Genomic DNA, 20,926 nt, shown 5'->3' on the forward strand with positions numbered 1-20,926 from the left:
CCGCTTCAGGGGCGCCGCACCACACGGTGGCTGCCGCGCAGCAACTCCAGCCAGCGCTCACCCGCCTCGCGCCCGGAGTCCTTCGCGTCCACCAGCGCCAGCGGCAGGTGCGTCTGGGGCAGCACCGCGTCCAGCGAGGTGGGGTCCAGCTCCAGCGTCCCGCCGCCCGCGAGCGCCACCCGCACCCAGGCGTGCGGCCGCGCCGGTCCTCCGTCCACCACCAGCAGCCCGTGGACCAGCGCCACCTTCTGGCCCAGTCCCTCCGCCTCCGCGGCGAAGCGCAGCGCGTGAGCCAGGCACCCGCCCGCCTCTCCCTCGCCTCCCTCGCGCCAGTCCGCCTCGCCCGGCCCCTTCTCCGGAAAGGCCGCGTGGACACGCTCGGCCAGGGCTCTCGCCGCGCCCTTCTCCCACTCCGTCATTCCCGGCAGCCGCGCCGGCACCGGCCACGGCGGCTCGAAGCGCAACGCCCCGCGCGGCCCCTCCACCGGCACGCCCTCGGCGAAGAGGTCGGGAGGAGGCCGCAGCCGCTCGCCGGGCGCCGCCACGGTGAAGCGGGAGGCGCCCACCTCCAGCGCCTGAAGCCGCCCCGCCCCGTCGTACCGGGCCCGGAAGGGCGCCCCCAGCATCGTCCCCTCCACCTCCCGCCCCTGAATGGAGGTGACACAGTGCGGCCCCTCGCGCCCGGTCAGCTCCTCGCGCCCCGTCACACAGCCGTTGCGCGCGGGGGCCTGCCACACCCACAGCGCCTGCGGCAGACTCTGGGAGCCCTCCACGTGGCCCTGGGAATCCAACGCCAACGCCACCTCCCGTGTCCGGGCCCCCACGTGCCCCTCGCGCCGGTGCAGGTGCAGCGAGTGGTAGGTGAAGCGGCCAGGCGTCCGCTTCAACGTCACCATCCCCACCGGCACGCCCCGCCAGCTGAAAACGTAACGTGCTGAGTCCTCCTGCCCCTGGGGCCGGGGGGACCCTCCCCCTGAAAAGGGGCTCGACGTACCAGGTAGGAGCAGCACCCCCGCGGCCACCCAGGCGCGCCAGGGGCTGGAGCGTGCAAGGATTTTAGGAACGGCGGGGTAAGGCGGGTTAGCTTCGCGGCTGCTCATGGGAGCCAAACGGTACCTCTTCGGGTTCGGTCTCGTCGGGGGACTCACCACGGCGCTGGTCCTCGGCGGGCTGCAAAGCCTGCTCACGGGAGAGTCACGCACGCTGAGCGAGTGGCTCGCGCTGCTGCTCGGCACACCCCTGCTGTACCTGCTGGGCGGCTGGCTGTCGTGGTTCCGCTGGGCGGGACAGCGCGGCCGCGCGCGCCGTCGCGTCCTCACCCAGCTGGCCGAGGGAGACCTGGCCATCACCTCGCAGCTGCACTTCGAGGGCAAGGAGGACGTGCGCCGCCTCATCGCCTCGCTGCGCCGCGCCATCTCCCAGGTGCAGCGGGTGACGGTGAACATGCACCGCACCAGCACCTCCGTCTCCGAGCAGGCGCGGGTGTTGATGGAGGCCGCGCGCCGGCAGGGCACGGCGGTGGACCGCTCGCTGGACTCGGTGTCCAGCATGGGCGCGAGCCTCCACAGCGCCGGCCAGCGCGTGCTGCAGATGGAGAACTTCGCCCAGGAGACGACCAGCTCCCTGCTGGAGATGACCGAGCGGTTGCAGCAGGTGGGCCACGCCCTGTCCATCCTGGATGAGTTCTCGCACCACACCAGCGAGCTGGTGCAGGCCATGAGCGAGCGGCTCAGCAACATCGCCTCCGCGGGAGACGAGCTGGCGCGCTTCGCCAACGAGACCGAGAGCTTCGTGTCCATGGTGGGCACCGGCATCGACGCCGTGCGCCGCCGCGCCAGTGAGACCAACCAGCTCGCCCTGGCGGTGACGGCCACCGCCCAGCGCGGCGAGGAGCTGGTCAACGACAGCGTCAAGGGCATGTACCGCGTCGAGGAGACGGTGCGGAAGGCCGCGGAAATCGTCGACTCGCTGGGCGTGCGCTCCATGGAGATCGGCCGCATCGTCGACGTCATCCAGGAGATCGCCGACCAGACGAACCTGCTGGCGCTCAATGCCGCCATCATCGCCGCGCAGGCGGGCGAGCACGGACGGCCCTTCGGCGTGGTCGCCAACGAGATTCGCGGGCTGGCCGAGCGCACCGCGCGCTCCACCCGGGAAATCTCTTCCATGGTGACGGGCGTGCGCGAGGCGGTGAGCACCGCGGTGCTGCTGGTGAAGGAGGGCCGCGCGCAGGCCACCGCGGGCGTGCAGCGCGGGGACCGGGCGGCCGGAGCGCTGGTGGAGATTCGCAGCATCACCCAGCGCACCTTCGCCGCCGTGGAGTCCACCGTGGAGGAGACCAAGCGCCTGGAGTCGCAGGGCTCCACCGTGGTGGAGGCCAGCAAGCGGGTGGCGAGCCAGGTGGACGAGGTGACGCGGGCGGCCATCGAGCAGTCCGGGCACGCGCGCGAGCTGGTGCGGCAGACCCGGGAGATGGCGCGACTGGCCCGGGACGCCTCGGACAAAGTGGATGGACAGGCGCGCATCGGCCGCAACCTGTCCGAGGCGGTGATGCGGCTGGCGTCAGCCATCGAGGAGATCCGCAACGCGCACGCGGTGCTCACCACGGGCGAAGAGGCCATCCGCGTGGAGGTGTCCCGGGTGCGCGAGGACGCGCGCCGCGTCATCCGCAGCGGCGATGAGCTGAGCCGCACCGTGGATCAGCTCGGCAACGAGGCGGTGACCCTGGAGGCGGAGGTGTTCCGCTTCCGCCTGCCCCGCCCGCGCCCGGGCGGGAGGCTGCGCGTGGGCATCCACCAGTCCTCCTCGCTGCGCACGCGGCAGAACCTGGATCCGATCTTCAGCGTGGAGAACCAGCTGGCGGAGCTGTGCGCGTGCGTCTTCTCCGGGCTGCTGCGGCTGGAGGATGGCGTCCTGGTGCCGGACCTGGCCAACCAGTGGGAGGCCGACCCCACGGCGCGCATCTTCCGCTTCCACCTGCGCCGGGGCGTCACCTTCCATGATGGCATGGCGCTGACGGCCTATGACGTGAAGCGCCACTTCGAGCGGCTGCTCGACCCGGCGGTGCGCTCGCCGGACCGCACCCTGCTGGAGGACATCGAAGGGGCGCAGGAGTACACCGCCGGCACCAGCCGCGAGGTGAGCGGCATCCACGCGTTGGATGACATGACGCTGGAGATTCGCCTGCGCGAGCCCAAGGCGTTCTTCCTCCACCTGCTGGCGCTGACGCCCACGGCAATCGCTCGGGTGGACATGAACGGGCGCATGCTCGGCACCGGGCCCTACCGCCTGATGAGCTTCGAGCAGGACCGCATCGTCATGGAGCGCAACCCCACCTACTTCCGCTCCGGGCAGCCGCTGCTGGACCGGCTCGAGTTCAAGCTGGAGGAGTCCCGGCAGGATGCGCTCGCCCGGCTCAAGTCCGGCCAGGTGGATGTCGTCTCCTTCCTCTATGCCCAGCAGGCACAGATGCCCGGCATGGAGGACTTCCAGGTCATCGCCAGCGCCACGCCCTCCACGGCCTTCATCGGGTTGAACCTGCGCGAGTCGCTCTATGACGACGTGCGGGTGCGGCAGGCCATCCGCGCGGGGTTGGACATCCCCGCCCTGGTGGAGCAGTTCCACCCAGGGGCCCGCCCGGCGCGCACGCTCACGCCGCCGGAGCTGCTCCAGGAGAGCGAGCCGGGCGTGGTGCCAGGGCCGGATCTCGTTCGGGCCGAGCAGTTGCTGCGCGACGCGGGCGTGCGCACGGTGCCGCTGACGCTCTATTACCCCGCCGGCCAGGACACGAGCACCGAGGACCAGGTGCTCTTCCGCCGCCTCATCGACGCGGGGCTCCTGGAGCTGCGGTACATGGAGCTGCCTCAGCAGGAGTACGCCTCGCGGCTTCGCGAGGGTCGCATCCCCGCCTTCCGGAACCTCTGGATCGCCGACTACCCGGACCCGGACAACTTCCTCTACTTCCTGCTCCACTCGAGCGCGCAGACCATCTACCCGCTCGGCTACCAGAACGCGGAGCTGGACAAGATCACCGCCGAGGCGCGCGTCTCCATTGATCCGGAGCTGCGCCAGCAGCTCTACCGGCGCGCCGAGAAGATCTTCGAGCAGGACTGCCCGCTCATTCCCCTGTACCACGACCGCATCTACGCCGTGGCGAGCCCCATGGTGCAGGGCCTGCGGCTGCACATGACGCCGCCGCAGGTGCGCTACGAGGATCTGTGGGTGGACTCGGACGCGGCGCTCTGACTCAGGGCCTCGCGCGGCGGGTGCCCTGGACTCCGTGGCGCTGGGGCCAGCCGTGCTGCTCGGCCAGACCGTTGGGGCCCAGGTCGAACGCCTCCAGCTTCCAGACGCCGTCGCGCTCGAGCACGACGTAGAGGTTGCGCCCGACGTGTACCGCACCGGCGATGCGTGGCGTGCCCGGCAGCGGGCAGACGAGCTGCCCCTGGGCGGAGAGGAACTGGATGGAGGCCAGCGGTCCGCCGCCGTCCAGGGCTGTGCTCGTGAGTGCGCCCACCGCGCCTCCGCTCACCAGCGAGGCTTCGTGAAGGATGCTCGGCTCATCCAATGGGAGCACGGGTGCTTCCCAGGCTGTCTCGCCGGTGCGCGCGTTCAGGGCCCGGAGTACCAGCCGCTCCTGCTCTGGAGCGCAGGAGCCGGGGCCCGCATCCGGGCATGTGCGCGCGAAGGCGTAGCCCACGTCTCCCAACAGCAGTGCCGGCTCGTCCAGGGGCATGAGGGGTTGCGTGCCTCCGTCCCAGGAGACGTGGGCCAGGTTGCCTCCGTCCGTGCTGGCGAAGCGTCTCGTCCCAGCGAAGAGCCGCCCTCCCGCCACCGCCAGGGACGCGCCTCCGTCCCGGTCCGTGTCCAGCAGCGGCACGGTGACGAAGCCGGTGCCCGCGTCCTCGGGCTGCGGCTCGGCGCGTGAGAGCTGACCTCCGCCCTGCGCGCACAAGAGCACCAGTCCCTGCTCGTCGAGCGCCACGCGGCTGTCTCCTGCTCCGAAGCCTTCCACGGTGCCGGAGCGACGGACGCCTCCGTCCGTGCCGAAGACCACCAGCGTCGCGAGTGCCTCGGAGGCACCTGCATCCACGCCTCCGTCGAGCTCCCTTCCGGCGTCCTCGGGGGCTTGCCACGCGATGAGCGACACCACCTCTCCCTCGGCGGTCACCGCTACGCGCCCCACGCCCGTCGAGGGCTCTCCTTGCACATCGGGCGGCCGTTGCTCCCGAAGCGAGGCCTGCCACAGGCGCTCGCCCGGAATGGCGCGTCCATACCCCTCCAGGCTCTCGGGCTCGTGCAGGAGCACGCCGGCGTCCGACACGGCCAACAGCGTGCGTACTCCACCATCCGTATATGGCGCCTCGAAGCGAAGCAGGCCGTTCTCCGTGAAGGAGACGAGACGGCAGCCTGCGTCGTCCGCGCAGACAGAGGTGAAGAGCGCACCTCCATAGGAGAGCAATACCGGCCCTCCCGTCTCCGCCACGGGCACTCCGCCGAGCCCTTGGGAGAAGCTGGGCACGAGGTCTCCCGCATCCGGACGCTGGCACTCGCCGCTCTGGCAGCGGCCTTCTCCCTGGCAGGGCGTGGCGGGCGAGCACACGAAACCATCCGGCGTGGGCACGGTGCGGCAGGTGCCGGAGAAGCACACGCTGGCCGTCCGGCAGTCGACCGGGCCGCAGATGCTGTAGTCGGCGGCGTCCGCCTCGCCGCAGCCGCGCTCGCGCTGGCACACGCCCACGCGGCAGGGGTTCGCGGGCTGGGGACACGCCACGGGCTCCGTCACACAGCCCTCGGTGGCAGAGCAGGAGTCCACCGTACACGGGTCATCGTCGTCACACAGGCGCGGCTCGCCCACGCACACGCCCGCCTGGCACCGGCCTCGCTCCTGGCAGAGGCTGGAGGGAACGCATGTCGTTCCGTCGGGCAGCGGCGACTCCACACACACGCCCGGCTCCAGCTCGAAGCGGGACTGGACACACTGCGCCGTCGGCACGCACGCCAGGGGGCGCACGCCCAGGCCCTTGAGCGCCACGGACTCGGCACGGCTTCCCGCGGTGAGCTCCAGCGTGCCTTCCGCCGGCCCGTTGCCCGCGGTGAACACCACTTCCAACGTCGCGGTGCCACCGCCCGGCACCGACACCGTGCCCTGAGTGACGGAGAAGGGTGCGCTGGCGCTCGCCGTCACCGTCACCCCCGCGCGCCCCGTGCCCAGCAGTGTCACCGTGCGGCGGGACTGGGTGCCCTCCAGCACGCGGCCGAAGTCCACCTGCGTGTCTTGGGGCCGGAAGTCACCACGCGCGCCTCCGACGCCTGGCTCGTCACACCGGCAGGCACCAGCAAGCACGAGCGCCACGAGGAACAGGAGCCAGGGCCGAGTGCGGAGCATGGGGCGGACTTAACCAGCTTCGCGCCAAGGCCTGAAGAGGCAGTGCAATCCTCCGTTCGGACGAGACGCTTTCGGCTGCTTCCATTCAACTGGAAGTGGCGCCCGCCCAGTCCCCGCGCGTGGACGGTGCGTCTCGTTTCTGGACTCTCCTCGCACGCGAAGGGGCTGAAACTCCTCGATCCTACCGTTGGCCTCACTCCTGCTTTAGCGCTCGCGGGGGGGCGCACTCCCGCGGCCCCCTATCATTAGAGGAGTGACAACGATGGACACAAATACCCCGAACGATACGCGTCTCAACCTCACGCTCCCGCAGGTCGAGGAGCGCATCACCACACTCGTGCGGCAGGGCAACCTCGACACGCACGAGATCGGCCGGCTCTACAACTACGTGGTGGAGAACAAGCTGGCGAAGAAGCCCCAGTACAAGAATGCCCAGGACTTCTTCAAGAAGCGCATCAAGGGGCTCAGCCAGTCCGCCCTGAGCATGTACGGCACCGTGGCGCGCCAGTTCAACGCCGAGCACTGCGGGCAATACGGCATGAACAACCTGTATGTCCTGCTCACCTACGAGAAGCTCTCGGGCACCAAGGTGGATGTGAAGGACCCGGGCCCCACGCCTATCACGGTGCCGCAGGAGGAGGGCGCACCGGTGCAGAAGCCCTTCGCCGAATGCACCGTGGAGGAACTGAAGCTGGCGGTGCAGTACAAGCGCTCGCCGCCCGCTCCGGGTATCCCCACCACGGACATGGTGCGCCTCCAGCGCTACCATGACACCCTGGCACGCTTCTTCCCCGAGAACGCCCTGGTGCGGCTCAACGCCCGACTCCACCGCGACCAGATCCTCCTCAGCGTGAAGGACGTACCGGAGGCGGAGCTGGAGCAGCTCGCGGAGGCCATCCTGGAGTGCCTCAACCCCGCCCGTGAGGCGGCGTAGGACTACGTGCTGAGAGGGGGGCCAGGACGCGGACGGAATGGCCCCCCTCCTCCCTTTCGGCGAAGTCCTGATAGAGAAGCGTGTGACTCTCACGTCCCACGCCATGCGCTCCCAGAGACGACCGCAGACCCGACCAGAGCAGCTTGTTCATCCGGTGATGGCAGCCCCACTGACGCCCCAAGCCTCTGAGTCAAAGCCCGTCACGCTTAGTTAAGGAGCACGCCGTTAAATGGGTCTTCGGAAATGATTGAACATGCCCATGCTCGAAGCGTTCTCTGGAGCTTCGCATGCTTGAGCCTCGCCAGTGCCGTGCTCGCGGCTTGCGCCAGCAACCCCAGGCCATCCACCCGTGGTGACTTGCGCCTCGACACGGAGACCGTTGGCCGCATCCGCCATGCCGCCACCACAGGTGAAGCAACGAGCAGTCTTGTCCCCGCCGCCACCCGGGTCGTGGCCTCCAGTCTCGCCGAGTTCGTCCCTGCCCTGCTGGTCCTCCTCGAGAGCGACAACGCGGTGAATGACTTCGAGGAGCGCCTCTGGGAGTGTGCCCGGCAGGCTGAGCGCCAGGTCAACTCGTCTTTCTTCGGTAACCGCGCCCCCACTCGCGCCGAGTGCGGCGAGGAGGTGGTGGTGGACGGCTGCGCCGAGCCCATCACCCGCGCCATGCTCTTGGGCCAGCAGAAACATGCCCGCGCCCTCCAGTGCGCTCGCGAGGTCCTCGAGCAACTCTGGCCCGCGCCGTTCAGCCTCGAGCAGCGCTACCGCTACTACCCTCATGCCAACTTCCTGGAGACCGTCAGTCGCGCCGAGGAGGAGCGCCTCATTGCCCTGGGCTGTACCCGCGAACTCTGGCGCACCATCAAGCCCGACATCGTCCTTCATGCCGATAAAAACCTGCGGCGTGCCGTGCTCATCCTGGACTTCAAGTTTCCCTGTCCCGACACCAACGAACCACGGTGGAAGGAGTATGGAGACAACAGCGCCTATACCGGTTCCAGCCAGGGCAAGGTCTACAAGGACGCATTGGGAGGAGAGCCTTTGCTCATCTCACCCCGTGGGGGGATAGCTCGATGAGCGAGCGCTTTCCCGTCTTCCGCTTGATGAGCAAGGGCGACAGGATGGTCGCCCGTGACGGACTCGTCCTCTGCTTCTTCATGCGCCGCCCGCATGGAGAGATCGCCCCCGCTCTGTGGCGGGCCTTACAGACCTACCGTCGTGCCATCCTCCCGCAGTCGCTCAACTGGTATGGGGCGGAAGATGGAGACACCCTCCCGCTCGATGACAAGGGCTGGGAGCACATCCGCTGGAAACTCCTCGAGCGACCCTGGGGGGATGCCTGGAACGTCGACCTGGAGGAGGACTGTAGCGAAATAGGCGGCTACCACTTCGAGTACCGGGGCTGGAGACTCGATGCCCCGAGCTTCGAACGCGACGAGGACTCTAGCTGTGGGGTGAGCTTCACCTTTCCCACCGAGTACCTCCTGGGGCACGGTCCCGCCCACCTGCGCACCGTGGCCCTGGAGCTGGCTCACGAGCTGCCCTTCAGCTTCGGCTACGCCAGTCTGGCCGTTATCTCCCCACACGGGATGTGGTACGCGGCCCGCCACGAGCTGATCGGCCTGCTCAATCGCTACATGGGCTTGGACTTCTATCACTTGGATTCCACTTGCTCGGTCATTGGCACCCGCGCCAGAGGCGCCTACTGGCTCACCTTCCTGGGTCAACCCCTGCTCAGTCAGCTCGGTGGCATCGAGGCGCTGCGACACAAGCTCCCCTTCCAGGACATCACCTTCCACCCGCTGGAAGGTGAGCGCCTGCTGCTCACCCTCGGGCAGTGGCCCGATGCCATCGACATCCAGAGCTCGCGGAAACTCGATGTGGCGCACTACCGGGCCCTGGCTCACCTGCTGGAGCCCCTCCTCTACGAGGAGCGCTCTGGCTGGGTTTCCCTCGACAAGGACAACATGCGCCGCTGGCTCCGCCGCCTCTGTCAGTGAGCGGGGCCGCTCTACCGGAGCCGTCCGCTGAACCCAAGCTGGCGGGTGTGCCGCCTCACAAGGTAGGGTGCCTCATTGCTTACCTGGTTGGAGGCCTCCATGACGACATCCGCCGGCCCTCGGTACGCTCCCGTTGATGAAGTCGTCGGCCGCTGGCGCCTGCTCGAGCGCGCCGGCGGTGGCACCTTCGGGACGGTCTTCCGCGCGCAGCTCACCTCCGAGCCAGGCACCGTGGCCGCAGTGAAGATTGCCCGCCACCCTGGCGATCCACGCTTCGAGCGGGAGGCGAAGTTGCTGGATGAGGCCCGCTCGCCGCACCTCCCCAGACTCTTGGACAAGGGGGAGTGGACCTCTCCTGCTGGGCAGCGCTACCCCTACCTCGTCATGCAGTGGGTGGAGGGCCTGTCGCTGTACGCCTGGCGGAACGCGCGAGGCCTCACGCAGGCCTCCGCGGCTCAGGTCTTGTGCCATGTGGCGCGGGCGCTTGCCGATACCTCCTCCGCTGAGCCTCCGCGCTTGCTTCCCCCGGGAGCGTTGGTCACGGTGGCGCCGGAGCTGGAGCGGCTCATCCTCCCGCTCCTCTCCAAGAACAGCCAGGAGCGAGGCAGCGCGGCGGAGCTGGCCCAGGCACTGGAGCAAGCAGCGGCCAGCGCTGGGCATGCGCCCATCGCGGCAAGCCCTTCTGTGATGGAGACCCAGAAGACGGCCCGCCCTGGTCCTCGACCACGCCTCACGGTGCCCTCGTGGCTGACGTGGGCTGGCAGCTCAGCGCTCGGTGCCTGTGTAGTAATTGCCGTCTGGACCGGAGTCCACGGGCCGAAAGCGCCAGAGGCCACGCACCCGTCTGTGCGGGCTGAAGAAGAGAAGCCGGAGGCGAGCGTTTCGGACGAGCGTAGGACGAGCCTGGCGGATGCCGGAGTCGAGGAAGCCCTCGCCGCTGTGCATGAGCTGCCCAGCGCGCGGTTCGGAACACCGCACTTCGGACGGGAGATGCCTCGGGAGCCCTTCAAGGGACAGCGAAAGCCGCCCTGTGGGCGCTTGGAAGTAGCGATCAATGGGGCGTGCTGGGTCGAAGTGGGAAGGCAGAAGCCACCTTGTGGCAACGACGGGTTCGACTGGAACGGGCTCTGCTACATTCCCAGCTTCAATAGTCCGCGCCAGCCCACCTCCGGGGAACCCTGACTTCCCATTGCTTTTCCAGCAGGTGAAGAGCGCGAAGACGCCGCGGCAGTACTACGGACCCGGCGGCACTCAGTCCGTCGCGGTGCGCCGCCGCGCCAGCGTGCGAATCACCACCGCCAACACCCCGATGAGGACCAGCCCCACCACGGCCTGCTGGTACCGGGCCATCATCGACTCCAGCTGCTCGAGGTTCCCACCCACAGCCGCGCCGATGGACAGCACCAGCCCGCTGTGCGCCAGGCACGACACCGTGCCCAGCAGCAGCGCGTTGCGGCGGGGAACATGCGCGGCGCCCGCGGCGATGAAGATGACGCCGCGAATGCCGGGCAGGAACCGGTTGACCAGCAACAGCCACGGCCCGCTGCGGCGCATCCGCGCCTGCACCACCTCCAGCTTCGCGTGGGTGATGCCGAGCACCTTCGCCTTCGGGTTGGCCTCGAACTTCCGCGCCAGCCACCGGCCGAACCCGTAGTTGATGGCCGCGCCCGCCACGCTGCCCACCGTCACCACCAGCAGGATGAGCGGCCAGGGCTGATCCCCCCGCACCGCGTACACCCCGCCCAGCAGGGTGATGGTGTCTCCCGGGAAGGGCGGCACCACGTACTCCAGCATCGCCGCCACCCCGAGGACCAGCAGCCCCGCCATCCCCAGCGCCATGATGAAGTTGTCGATGGACTCCACCATCCGCGCTTCCTCCTCCGCTTCACGCCCGTGGCCCTCCTTTATAAGCACCGGAGGCCCTGCGCACCGTTCCCAGGTGGGACAGCCAGGCTGGCCGGGCAACCCGGTTCGGCTCCTGAACGGGAACGCCGTAAGATGGTGGACACCCGCCATGACTCCCGCCCCCCACCTCGCCCCACCTCCCAGCCCCGAAGCCCCCTCCGCGCCGACACTGGCGGCCGCCTCGGCCCCCCTTCCCGCCGCCCGCCTGATGGCACACGCGGCCGCCTGGCTCATGCTCATCGGCCTGCTCACCGGTGGCTATGTCTCCTCGGCCATGACGGGCAAGGTGCCAGCCGATCCCCACATGGCTCTGGCCGCGCACCTCAACGCGCTGATGGGCACCTTCTTCCTGCTGGGCGTGGCGTGGACGCTGCCCATGCTGCGCTACGGCCCCGTGGGCCAGCGGCGCCTGGCCTGGGCCGTCATCCTCGCCAACTTCGCCAACTGGGGCGTCACCTGTGTAAAGGCGTGGCTGCGCGTCTCGGGCGTGGACCTCATCGGCCAGCCAGCCAATGACGCCATCTTCATCACCCTCACCGCCACCGTGGTGCTGCCCTCGCTCGCCGCCGCGGGAGCGTGGGTATACGGCTTCCGTCGCGCGGGCTGAGTCCCCTGGTCGGCGACAAGCCCTCCGTCAGGCCCCCGAGGTGACCCCCAGCGGGGCCTGCGCATAGAATCTCTGTTCATCTTCCTACAATGGAGTTTTCCCAGGTGACGCACCGCACGGTTGCGCTGGTTGGTCTCGCCTTGGCAACGATGGCAGCTCCTGCCTTCGCCGCCCGGCAATTGCCCACGGTGGATGCCTTCACGAGCACCCCGCTTCCCCTCCAAGCCTCGAGCATGCCGGAGCGTGCCAAGGGCCTCCACGTCGTCTCCGAGGAGCCACGGCTCGGAGTCCCCACCTTCGCCTGGGGCGTGAGCCCTCCGGTACACGGGCCCCAGCTGCGGCGTCCCGTGACGCCCGAGGAGGCCGCGCGCGCGTACCTCAACACGCACGTGGGGCTCTACCGGCTCTCGCGCACCGACGCCGCGCACATCCCCGTGCGGGGCGTACACCGCATGCGCGAGGGCGCCAGCATCGTCTCCTTCGCCCAGGAGGTGGAGGGCATCGAGGTGTTCCGCCAGTCCCTCAAGGTGCTGCTGGACTCGGACAACCAGCTCGTCGCCATGTCCGGGTACTTGAGCCCCGCAGCCTCCGCGCCGCGCCGCGCGGGCACCCTGCGCTTCACGCTCACCCCGCCCGAGGCCATTGCCCTGGCCTGGAGCGACCTGCACGGCGAGGCGCTCCCCGCCTCGAGCCTGCGGCTCACCGGGCGCGCCAACGGCCCCTACAGCCACTACGCGCTCAGCCCGGGCCCGCGACAGGTGGTGTTCGCCTCGCCCGCGCGCGTGCGGCAGACCTTCTTCCCCCTGCCCGGCGCGCTGGTGCCCGCGTACTACGTGGAGCTCGACACCACGCCCGTCACCGAGACGGACGGAGACCACTACGCCTACGTCATCTCCGCCGAGGACGGCCGGCTGCTGTACCGCCATGACCTGACGGCGCACCAGAGCTTCACCTACCGGGTGTGGGCCGACGCGCAGAGCCCGCACGTTCCCTATGACGGGCCCCAGGGCACCGAGCCCACGCCGCACCCCACGGGCTTTCCGGACAACTACCAGGCGCCCTTCGTCTCCCCCAACCTCATCACCCTGCAGAACGTGCCCTACAGCCGAAATGATCCGTGGCTGCCCGCCGGCGCCACGCAGACGACGGGCAACAACGTGGAGGCCTATACCGACTACGCCACCCCCAATGGCTTCAGCGCGGGCGACATCCGCGCCAGCGTCAGCGCGCCGAACACCTTCGGCCACGCCTACGACGTGACCCAGTCGCCGACGCTCTCAGACGCGCAGCAGATGAGCTCGGTGACGCAGCTCTTCTTCGTGACCAACTTCCTGCACGACTGGTACTACGACTTCGGCTTCGACGAGGCCTCGGGCAACAGCCAGATGGACAACTTCGGGCGCGGCGGGCTCGGCGGAGACAGCCTGCTCACCGAGGCGCAGGACTTCTCGGGGCGCAACAACGCGAACATGTCCACCCCGGCCGACGGCGGCCGGCCCCGAATGCAGATGTTCATGTATGACACGCGCGGGCTGCGCGTCATCGACATCCCCGAGGGCCACCCCTCCGTGGGTCGCTGGACGACCGGCACCGCTGCCTTCGGGCCCACGCAGTTCAGCGTCACCGCCGCCGTCGTCGTCGCTCAGGATGGGGTCGCCGGCCCTAGCAGCGGCACCGTGGCGGATGCCTGCGAGCCGCTCACCAACGGCGCCGAAGTGCTCGACAAGCTCGTCCTGGTGGACCGCGCCGGCTGTGCCTTCACCCTCAAGGCCGCCAACGTCCAGGCCGCTGGAGCCGCCGGTGTCATCATCGCCAACTCGGCGACGAACGGGGCCTCGTTCCACCTCGCGGGCCGCGCCTCGGACATCACCATCCCCGTCCTCTCGGTGGGCACCTCGCTGGGCAACGCGCTGCGGAGCCAGCCTCCCGCGAGCGTGACCGTCATCCGCGAGGCCGCAGACCGCGATGGCGCGCTGGACAACACCATCGTCGCCCATGAGTGGACGCACTACATGAGCAACCGCCTCATCGGTAACGCCAACGGCCTGACCAACAACCAGGGCCGCAGCATGGGCGAGGGCTGGAGCGACTTCGCGGGCCTGCTGATGCTGGTGCGCGAAGGGGACAACACGCGGCCGTGGAACGTCGACTTCGGCGGTGTCTATGCCCGCGCCGCGTACGCCAGCAGCGGCGGAACCAACCAGGGCTACTACTGGGGCAACCGGCGCTACCCGTACACCACCGACATGACGAAGAACCCGATGACCCTCCGCTACATGGAGCTGGGCGTGCCGCTGCCCGCGGACATCCCGGTTTCGTTCGGCGCGGATGGCGCGAGCAACGCGGAGGTCCACGCCTCGGGTGAGCTGTGGGCGGTGATGCTGTGGGAGTGCTACGCCTCCCTGCTGCGCGACACCCCGCGCTACACCTTCGCCCAGGCCCAGGCCCAGATGAAGGAGTACCTCGTCAGCTCGCTCAAGCTCACCCCCAACGCTCCCACCTTCCTCGAGGCGCGCGACGCGCTGCTGGCCGCCGCCTATGCCAATGATCCGGCCGACTACGTCCTCTTCGCCCGAGCCTTCGCCAAGCGCGGCGCTGGGCCACGGGCCGTGGCGCCCCACCGCGACTCCACCGACCACGTCGGCGTGGTGGAGAGCTTCCAGGTTGGCAAGGACGTGACCCTGGCCAGCGTGGAGCTGCTCGAACAGTCGGGCTCGACGGCGTCCTGCGACGATGACGGGGTGCTCGACACGGGCGAGACGGCGCGCGTGCGGGTGACGCTGCGCAACAGTGGCATCGGCGCCCTGAGCCGCACGAGCATGACGCTCTCCAGCAACGACCCGGACGTGTCCTTCCCCTCGGGAGCCACGGTGGCCCTCCCGGCCTCGGAGCCGCTCCAGCTCGTCAGCGTGGAGCTGCCGGTGAAGCTGTCGGGCGCCGCCACCCAGCGCAACATCTCCCTCACCGTCGCCTACCGGGACGAGGAGCAGGTGGTGCCCGGCGACCAGACGCACACGGTGGTGGTGCGGGTGAACACGGATGAAATCCCGGCTTCGAGCACCCTCGAGACGGTGGAGGCCGCTGGCCACCCGTGGCTCCTGGTGGGTTCGACGGCCCCGGGCATCCTGCCCTGGAAGCGCCAGGCCAACGCGGACAACACGGGCTGGTTCTTCTACGGCCCCGACAATGGTCGCGCCGCGGAGATCCTCCTCGTCTCCCCGCCGCTGCAGGTGGCGAGCACGGGAGACTTCCGCTTCACCTTCCAGCACCGCTACGACTTCGAGCTGGGCGACGATGGCGTCTACTACGACGGCGGCGTCATCGAGCTGAGCGAGGACAACGGGTCGACCTGGGTGGAGCTCAACGGCGCCGTGCGCCCCTCCTACAACGCGCTGATCTCGACAGGAGGCAACAACCCCATCGAGGGCAAGCAGGCGTACGGAGGCCAGAGCGCGGGTTATCCCGCCTTCAGCTCGGCTTCGGTCGAGCTCGGCACGCTCTACGCGGGCAAGACGGTGCTCATCCGCTTCCGCATCGGCACGGACCTCGGCGTCGGCGCGCCGGGGTGGGAGGTGGATGACCTCCAGTTCGAGGGCATCGTGAACACGCCGTTCGCCACCGTGCTTGCCCACCGCGGCCAGTGCATCAACCGGGTGCCGGTGGTGAGCGCGGGTGCGGACCAGACGATCAACGAGCGCCGCCGGGTGACGCTCTCCGGCAGTGCGACGGACCCCGAGGGGGCCCCGTTGACCTACGTGTGGACCCAAACGGTGGGCCCGGCGGTGACGCTCAGCGGCGCGAGCGAGGCGAGCTCCACCTTCCGCGCGCCGGAGGTGACGGAGGACACGGACCTGCGCTTCGAGCTGCGGGCCAGTGATGGGGTGAACACGAGCCCTCCCGCACAGGTCACCGTGAGGGTGCGGAACATCTCCAACGGCAACCGGCCTCCCTCTGCCCAGGCGCAGGGGCCGGACGCGGTGGACGAGGGCGCGAGTGTCACGCTCACCGGCGGAGGCACGGATCCGGATGAGGACGTCGCGCTCGTCTACGCGTGGACCCAGGTGAGCGGCCCGACCGTCACCCTGAGCGATGCGGCTTCGTCGCAGGTGAGCTTCACCGCGCCTCAGGTGCCCGAGAACAAGGAGCTGCGCTTCCAGCTCGTCGTCAGCGATGGAGAGCTGAGCAGCGAGCCGGTGGTGGTGACGGTGCAGGTCCGGGATGTGTTCGACGCGAAGCCGGTGGCACGCGCGGGCGAGGACCAGAGCGTCAAGGAGGGCAACGTGGTGACCCTGAGCGACGCGGGCTCCACGGACCCGGAGGGCACCCCGCTCACCTACGCGTGGACCCAGGTGGAGGGCCCCACCGTGACGCTCACCGCGCAAGGCGCGCGCGCCACGTTCACCGCTCCTGGAGTGGACGCGGACACGGTGCTCACCTTCCAGCTGCGCGTCACGGACACCCATGGCGAGAGCAGCGAGGACACGGTCTCCGTGAACGTGGCGAACGTGCCGGAGCCCGACTCGGGCTGTGGCTGCGGCGCGGGCCAGGATGGCTCGGTGCCCGCCACGCTGGTCATGCTGCTCGCGGCGGTGGCCTTCGCCACGCGGCGTCGGCGCGCGTAGTCACGAAGGCGGCGCTCTAGCGCCGAGCGGTGGAGACCGGGTGGCAGACGCTGCCCGGTCTCTCCTGCTGGCCCCCTGCGGCAGCCGGGGATGAAGCGGGGCCGCTACAGCGCTTCCAGGACCTTCTTGACGCGTTCGAAGGCCCAGTCCAGCTCGGCCTGGGTGACGACGAGCGGCGGCGTGAGACGGATGACGGAGTCATGCGTCTCTTTGCAGAGGATTCCTTCCGCCATCAGCGCCTCGCAGGCGGGCCGTGCGGAGATGTCCAGCGCCACGCCCACCATCAGCCCCCGGCCGCGCACCTCCACGATGTGGCGGTTCTTCAGCGTCTTCAGCGCGGCCAGGAACGTCTGCCCCAACGCCGCGGAGCGCTCCACCAGGCGCTCGTCGCGCAGCACGTCCAGGGCGGTGCGCGCCACGGCGCAGGCCAGCGGATTGCCTCCGTAGGTGCTGCCATGCTCACCGGGATGGAGCACGCCCATGACCTCGTCGTCCGCCATGACGGCGGACACAGGATAGAAGCCGCCCGACAGCGCCTTGCCCACCACGATGACGTCCGGCCGCACGTTCTCGTGCTGGAAGGCGAACATCTTCCCGGTGCGCCCCAGGCCCGTCTGGATTTCATCCACCATGAACAGCACCCGGTGCTGCCGGCAGAGCTCGGCCACCTGCGTCAGGTAGCCGTCCCGCGGAATCAGCACACCGGCCTCCGCCTGAATGGGCTCCATCAGGATGGCGCAGGTGTTGGGGGTGATGGCGCGCCGCACCGCCTCCACGTCGTCGTAGGGCACCACGACGAAGCCGGGGGTGAAGGGGCCGAAGCCGTGCCGGTAGCGCGGCTCGGTGGAGAAGCTGATGAGGCTGATGGTGCGCCCGTGGAAGTTGTTCGCGAAGACGATGATCTCCGCCCGGTCCTCGGGGATTCCCTTGACGGTGTGGCCCCACTTGCGCGCCAGCTTGATGGCCGTCTCGCACGCCTCCGCGCCCGAGTTCATCGGCAGCGAGCGACTCAGGCCGGACAGCTCTCGCAGCGCCTTGTAGAGGTGGGGAAGCTGGTCGTTGCGAAAAGCCCGTGACGTCAGCGTCACCTTCGAGGCCTGCTCGCGCAGCGTCTCCAGGATGCGCGGGTGGCAGTGGCCCTGATTCACCGCGGAGTACGCGCTCAGGCAGTCGAGGTACTTGCGGCCTTCCACGTCATGGACCCAGCAGCCCTCTGCCCGTTCGATGACGATGTCCAGCGGATGGTAGTTGCGCGCTCCGTACCGTTCTTCCAGGTCGATGTAATCGCGTGTGGAGAGGGGGGGCGTGGCGTTCTCGGAATTCATCGAGATTCCTCGGGGTGGGGGAAGCTTCAGGAGCTAGCACCTAGCAGAACATCAGCGGGGCGACGCGTGCATTCGATGATGTGCGTCGGCGTGACTACAAGTCGATCCGCTAGCGACGCGCTACAATGGCCGCTGGATGCTCGGAACAAACCCTCATGGGGCGCATCGAATCCTCCGCGTGGCGCTCACGAGCCTGGCCTGTACCCTCGTGGTCCTGTGGCTCTCCAGTTACAAATCCTCCAGCTGGCTGGGCGTCGTCCTGGCGCGAACCGAACGACAAACGCTCGTCCACCACACGTATCTGCGCTTGTGGTGGCCAGGGGATGGCTCGATCCGGGTCGGCGGAGGTGCCATCCGCAGTGTGCTATCCAGCACCCCGGCGAAGCCCTTCGTCCTGGAAGCGAAGTTCTTCAGGTCCCGCAAGTTCCACATGCGCCAGCCGCCCTCTCTCTGGAACCGTCTCGGCTTCTGGTGGGTGACCACGCCTCTGTACGATGACGAGCTCAGCAACGACTGGACCTTCTGGGCTGGGATTCCCAGTTGGATCCCTCCGTTGCTGACGGGCACGGTGGCCGCTGTCCTCATCCGGAGAGCCCGCGGCTCTGCACGTAGAGTGGCGGAATGAACTCCCTGGGGCTCGTCCTCACGCTGCTGGCTGCTGCTCCGCTGCCTCCCACCCGGTGGCTCGCGCCGCTCCCGGCTCACAACTCGTCCATCCTGGCAGTCGCCGTGGCGGCGGATGGGCGGTGGGTCTCCACGGAGGGACGGTGGATCCGCGTCTGGGACAAAAGCGCCACCACGCCCTCGGTATCGATCGACGCCAGTCCGCAATATGTCCGCCGGCTCTGTATCTCTCCCGACGGCAAGCGCCTGGTGGCGATGGGCGAGCGCTTGGACCTGGCCCTCTACTCCCTGCTCGAAGGCGAGAAGAAGGGGGAGTATCGAACGGAGGCGGGGAGCGGCGGCTGGTCGTCCTCGCTCGACTGTCAGCGCGCGGCCTTCATCGCCCAGGGCCGCGTCCAGCTGCTGGAGCTCGGCAAGCTGCCCCTGCCCGCGGTGCGCTTCCTCACTCCAGAGCCTGGAAAGGACCCGGGCGCGGCAGTCTCCAACCTGGCCATCTCCGACTCGGGAACCCGGCTCGCCGTGCGCTCCCGCAACGGCCGTCTGGCGCTGTATGACTGGGCAAGCGCCACGTTGCTGGAGGAACTGGAGCCCGCCTCGACGGTCGTTCCAGAAGCTCCCGCCCAGTTCTTCTTCACCCGCGAGGACTCGGTGGCGGGCTACTACGCTCAGCGCCAGGTGGGGCAGTCGTGGAAGCGCGGGGCGCCCTCGCAATGGACGAAAGTGTCCTTCAAGCCCGAGCATTTCCATGGCGTGGCGCGTGGCTGCTCCAGGAGCGGGAGGAGCGACGACCGGGCATCGTTCGAATCCTGGAGGTCTGGGATTGGAGGACCGGCAAACAGGTTTCCTCCGTCGAGCTGGAGCTCCATCGCGGGGCCCTGCGCGCCGGAGTCACCTTCATGCCCGACGCTCGGACCTTCTACTGGATGGGCCGGGAGTGGGTGTTGGAGGCAGGCCAGCCACGGGAGATGGGCAACCCGGGCGAGGGCGGAGTGGCGGCATCCGCGGATGGCAAGGTGCGTGCGTTTGCCTTCTGTGAGTCCCTCGAGATCCGCGATGAGAAGGGACAGGTGCGGCACCACCTCGAGCTGGAGCCCACGGTGTATCCGGCGACCGAAGACTCGCGCGGTGCCCTCAGGCCCGCTGCTCAGTGCTCGGTGGCGCTCTCCCCGGATGGCACCTTCATGGTGAGCTGGGGATCCAGCGACGTGAGGCTGTGGAACCCGCGTGGCTTGAAGTTGATCCGCCAGATTCGCGACTACACCCAGGGTGTGGAGCTCTCCGCGGACGGACACTCGCTGGTGACCTGGGACGAGCAGAACCTGCGGCTGTGGGACCCGCGCACCGGAAAGCTGCTGCGCACGCTGCGCAAACACGTGACTGAGGTCCCCGTGCTCTGGACGGAGGCGAATGCCGCCTGGCTCGTCCCCATGGGGAGAGATGCGAGCCCGCAGCAGAGGTCGCTCCGCCGGCTCGATCTGAAGAGTGGCAAGGCAACCCCGCTGCCCGAGCTGTCCTTCTTCACGCGGGAAGCCCGGCAGACCCTGGACCGTTCGCGTGTCATGCTCGTGTCCTCTTCGGGAGCGTCCGAGCTGCGAGACGCGAAGAGCGGCAAGGTGCTCCTGGCTTTGGAGGATCTCCAATGCGTCGCCGGCCCGTCGGACCTCTCCCCGAAGGGAGACGCGTTCGCGCTGGCCTGCGAGAAAGGCGGCCTCGCGGTGTGGGAGCTGCCTCCTGGCAGCGGTCCCTGAGCGTCGCATCGAGACGCCCGTCCCCGGCCTACCCATTCCAGCGGGCTATCGAGCCTCGACCTCGCGGAAGAGCACTCCGTCCAGTTCCAGGCGCTTCACTGCCTCCACCATGCGCTCGGTGGCGAAGATGAGCGTGGGGAAGTCGGTAAGTCGGAACACGTCCAGATATGCTGGAAGCGAAGCAGCGTCCAGCCAGTAGGGGCGCGGCAGCTTGAGTTCCTGGTACCCACACGTGGAGCAGGGCGGTTTGAGATCTGGTGGCAGACAGTCGGGGTGCAATCGACCGTGCGCCACCAACTGCAACTCCAGCAACTCGGGCGGGCTCTTCGCACGAAAGCGCACCTGAAGCGGACAGCCCTCCAGGCCGCGCAGTCCAGCTCTCTTAAGCTGCTCCAAGGCCGCGCGCCGCGCGAAGATCGACCAAGAGTTCTGCATGAAGAGCTGGCCAAACGAGCCTGCCCCTGTCCCAGAGAGCGGTCCGAACCGGGTCCCTGGCTCCAATCTGGCGCCTGCGGGCGCCAAGGGTCTGACCCGCTCGCGCAGCCGTTCGAACTCCTCGAAGGACACTGGCCAGGAGTCGGACAGCCCCTTGAGTTCCCCTGCCGAGAGCCCTGACAGATCCACGCATGGGTATTGGAACCCAGTCCAGCCTCCGGCCGCGCCACAGGCCCGGCACTCCACGCCTGGCAGTCCCCACGGATGTGCGGCGTGGGTGAGGTCTCCCGTATAGCGGGGTGCTTTGTCCTCTACGAGTTCGTGGAACCGCATGTGCATCT

At 68.9% G+C, this 20,926-nt stretch carries 13 protein-coding genes and 1 pseudogene; 9 read left to right on the top strand and 5 right to left on the bottom strand.

Annotation, left to right across the window (positions count from 1 at the left end):
- Positions 1-5 precede the first annotated feature (5 nt).
- Positions 6-896, bottom strand: coding sequence for a transglutaminase domain-containing protein (locus SYV04_RS13625; protein WP_321546169.1), 891 nt, complete (start codon positions 894-896; stop codon positions 6-8).
- Positions 897-1,098: 202 nt separating this feature from the next.
- Here SYV04_RS13625 and SYV04_RS13630 point away from each other — a divergent pair, with 202 nt between their 5' ends.
- Positions 1,099-4,245: an ABC transporter substrate-binding protein gene (locus SYV04_RS13630; RefSeq protein WP_321546170.1), complete on the top strand. Its 3,147-nt coding sequence runs from the start codon at positions 1,099-1,101 to the stop codon at positions 4,243-4,245.
- A 1-nt stretch (position 4,246) separates the two neighbouring features.
- Here the strand turns inward: SYV04_RS13630 and SYV04_RS13635 are convergent, their stop codons facing one another.
- Positions 4,247-6,388 (bottom strand): hypothetical protein, encoded by a 2,142-nt coding sequence (locus SYV04_RS13635; protein ID WP_321546171.1) that lies wholly within the window; start codon positions 6,386-6,388, stop codon positions 4,247-4,249.
- A 262-nt stretch (positions 6,389-6,650) separates the two neighbouring features.
- Here SYV04_RS13635 and SYV04_RS13640 point away from each other — a divergent pair, with 262 nt between their 5' ends.
- The 4 genes from SYV04_RS13640 (at position 6,651) to SYV04_RS13655 (ending at position 10,501) form a co-directional block, all read left to right on the top strand.
- Positions 6,651-7,322 (top strand): hypothetical protein, encoded by a 672-nt coding sequence (locus tag SYV04_RS13640; RefSeq protein ID WP_321546172.1) that lies wholly within the window; start codon positions 6,651-6,653, stop codon positions 7,320-7,322.
- A 291-nt stretch (positions 7,323-7,613) separates the two neighbouring features.
- A complete protein-coding gene (locus tag SYV04_RS13645) occupies positions 7,614-8,396 on the top strand; it encodes a hypothetical protein (protein WP_321546173.1) in 783 nt (260 codons plus the stop codon).
- On the top strand, positions 8,393-9,319 hold the full coding sequence (locus SYV04_RS13650; protein WP_321546174.1) for a type VI immunity family protein: 927 nt from the start codon (positions 8,393-8,395) through the stop codon (positions 9,317-9,319). The genes SYV04_RS13645 and SYV04_RS13650 overlap by 4 nt, the downstream gene beginning before the upstream one ends.
- A 99-nt stretch (positions 9,320-9,418) precedes the next feature.
- The gene (locus SYV04_RS13655; RefSeq protein ID WP_321546175.1) at positions 9,419-10,501 is read left to right on the top strand and encodes a phosphotransferase; all 1,083 of its coding nucleotides are present in this window, start codon (positions 9,419-9,421) and stop codon (positions 10,499-10,501) included.
- A gap of 69 nt (positions 10,502-10,570) precedes the next feature.
- Here SYV04_RS13655 and SYV04_RS13660 read toward each other — a convergent pair whose 3' ends face one another.
- On the bottom strand, positions 10,571-11,185 hold the full coding sequence (locus tag SYV04_RS13660; RefSeq protein WP_321546176.1) for a DedA family protein: 615 nt from the start codon (positions 11,183-11,185) through the stop codon (positions 10,571-10,573).
- Between the two features lie 148 nt (positions 11,186-11,333).
- Here SYV04_RS13660 and SYV04_RS13665 point away from each other — a divergent pair, with 148 nt between their 5' ends.
- Together SYV04_RS13665 and SYV04_RS13670 are read left to right on the top strand one after the other, a co-directional pair.
- The gene (locus SYV04_RS13665) at positions 11,334-11,831 is read left to right on the top strand and encodes a styrene oxide isomerase (protein WP_321546177.1); all 498 of its coding nucleotides are present in this window, start codon (positions 11,334-11,336) and stop codon (positions 11,829-11,831) included.
- Positions 11,832-11,920: 89 nt separating this feature from the next.
- A complete protein-coding gene (locus SYV04_RS13670; RefSeq protein ID WP_321546178.1) occupies positions 11,921-16,453 on the top strand; it encodes a myxosortase-dependent M36 family metallopeptidase in 4,533 nt (1,510 codons plus the stop codon).
- 104 nt (positions 16,454-16,557) lie between these two features.
- Here the strand turns inward: SYV04_RS13670 and rocD are convergent, their stop codons facing one another.
- Positions 16,558-17,778: an ornithine--oxo-acid transaminase gene (rocD, locus tag SYV04_RS13675; protein WP_321546179.1), complete on the bottom strand. Its 1,221-nt coding sequence runs from the start codon at positions 17,776-17,778 to the stop codon at positions 16,558-16,560.
- A gap of 621 nt (positions 17,779-18,399) precedes the next feature.
- On the opposite strand from rocD, the pseudogene SYV04_RS43725 reads away from it, so the two are divergent.
- Together SYV04_RS43725 and SYV04_RS13680 are read left to right on the top strand one after the other, a co-directional pair.
- Positions 18,400-18,552 (top strand): annotated as a pseudogene (locus SYV04_RS43725) (hypothetical protein); the annotation flags it as partial.
- Positions 18,553-19,298: 746 nt separating this feature from the next.
- Positions 19,299-20,150, top strand: coding sequence for a WD40 repeat domain-containing protein (locus tag SYV04_RS13680; RefSeq protein WP_321546180.1), 852 nt, complete (start codon positions 19,299-19,301; stop codon positions 20,148-20,150).
- A gap of 45 nt (positions 20,151-20,195) precedes the next feature.
- On the opposite strand, the gene sitI6 is transcribed toward SYV04_RS13680, so the two are convergent.
- Positions 20,196-20,918, bottom strand: a complete 723-nt coding sequence (gene sitI6 / locus SYV04_RS13685) for a SitI6 family double-CXXCG motif immunity protein (RefSeq protein WP_321546181.1) — start codon at positions 20,916-20,918, stop codon at positions 20,196-20,198.
- Positions 20,919-20,926: the final 8 nt, after the last annotated feature.

The sequence above is a fragment of the Hyalangium ruber genome (assembly GCF_034259325.1).
Taxonomy (GTDB): domain Bacteria; phylum Myxococcota; class Myxococcia; order Myxococcales; family Myxococcaceae; genus Hyalangium_A; species Hyalangium_A rubrum.